This is a genomic window from Pseudomonas sp. (assembly GCF_049590575.1).
GTDB lineage: Bacteria > Pseudomonadota > Gammaproteobacteria > Pseudomonadales > Pseudomonadaceae > Aquipseudomonas.
Map to the genome: position 1 here is coordinate 1 of NZ_JBAWDE010000396.1, position 1,658 is coordinate 1,658.

General features: G+C 55.2%; 2 protein-coding genes. Both read right to left on the bottom strand.

Annotated elements, in window-relative coordinates:
* A partial coding sequence (locus WBR57_RS27645) for a phosphopantothenoylcysteine decarboxylase (protein WP_424088412.1) occupies window positions 1–192 on the bottom strand: 192 nt, incomplete at its 3' end.
* Between the two features lie 545 nt (window positions 193–737).
* Entirely contained in the window at window positions 738–1,412 is a 675-nt protein-coding gene (locus WBR57_RS27650) for an IS1595 family transposase (RefSeq protein WP_424088414.1), read from the bottom strand.
* Window positions 1,413–1,658 lie beyond the last annotated feature (246 nt).

The following is a 1,658-nucleotide window of genomic DNA, read 5'->3' on the forward strand; positions in this document are numbered from 1 at the left end:
CGGAATGACTTCGACGGGCCAAAGCGGCGAGGGAAAGGTCGAGGCGACCCCGCGAAAACAGACCACGCTGTGGCCGGCTTCCGCAAAGCCTTCCGCCAGGAGAGTGCCGAGTTCGCCGGTGGAAAAATTGCCCAGGCGCCGCACTTTGTCGAGCGGTTCGTAACTGGGACCCGAGGTGATGACGATCCTCATAAGCTTTAGTCTACGCCTAGTTGACGTTTCGGAAAGCCTCGCGGTTACGAAACATTATCGCACAACGGCTGAAGTTTCGCGCGGAGGTCTGCAGAGAACTTCAGAGGCTTTCCCTCCGCGACCTCTTCAGCCCTCCGTGCGAAACCTGTTTCCTCCGTCCCCTCGTTTCCCAAGTTGGCGATCTATCCCCTATAACTCGTCTTTGAACGGGTCTTTTTTCGGGCAGCGATAGTCTTCGGCTGGGATAAGATATTCGCCCGCAAAAGAACGTAAGCCGCCTCCCACCTCTTGGACTTTCAAGTCCCAAGTCATCTTACTGGATAGCGCCATAATAAACGCTTTTGGCTTTACCTCGGCAGGAAGCGAAAAAAGAACGGGAATGGTTCCGTCTGGGGCAATATCAACAGAATGAAAATCACTCCAGGCCGTATAACTATTCCGGCTATCATTATAAATTAGGCAAAGCAGTTTCAAACGGAACTGCCGACCCGTTAACGTAGAAGCGGGACGGGAAAATTGAATGGCTTAAGACTAGGAGATTTTGGTTAGGGGTGGGATTTAATGATAGAAAAGAGACTGGCTTTTAAGGTAGGCAGGGACTGATTGTAGCGCCACTCGCATTCTTTGAGGTGGAGGGGAAAGAGTTTTTTGACGCCGTTGAATTTGGCGAGCCGGCGCTTGGTAAAACTCCAGAAGGCCTCGATGCCGTTGATGTGAACGCGACCGGAAGCGAAGGATTTGGCCTTGTTGATGCGGACGTGTTTGTCGTAGCCGACATCGACGAGTCCGTCGTAACCGCGCCAGTCATCGGTGAGCACGACACTGGCCGGATCGACCTTGCCGCGCAGGATGGGGTGGAGCGAGCGGGCCGAGCAGTTGGGCACGATCTCGGTGTAGACGCGGCCCTGGCGTTCGTAGATGCCGAAGACCGGCTGCTTGAAAGTGCCGCGCCCCCGCTTGCGTGCGCCGGGACGACCGCGCAAGCGAGCCGGACCGAAATAACTTTCATCGGCTTCGACCACGCCGACAAAGCGACGCAGTTGGGCCAGTTGATGGGCCGAAATCAGGCGACGAAAAAGGGTGTAGTGACGATTAACCGTATTGCGATTGAGCCGTAAAAGCACCGCCGCTTTGGACGCCTCGATATCGAGGCAGAAGCATTCGATGAGTTTAAAAAGCCGATGCCGACTCAACTTGCTCCACTTGATTAGCTTGGCCATGGTTCATGCTAATCTCCTAGTCTAGAGCCTAAGTAAAATATCGCGCGCATGTCACTGGGTAGTCGATGCAATCCCTGCGCCAGTCCATCGCACGGAGTGCGACGGCTCTACCCACAGAAGGAAAGTTTGTGCGCGAAAGGTTGAACTGCTTTAAGGCGCAGTCGTCGGAGGCGTGCCTGGCGGGGTGGGATAGCTTGGCATGTGTCCATTGCTGACATCGGGGGCGGGGCTGGACAAGGCTGGAAC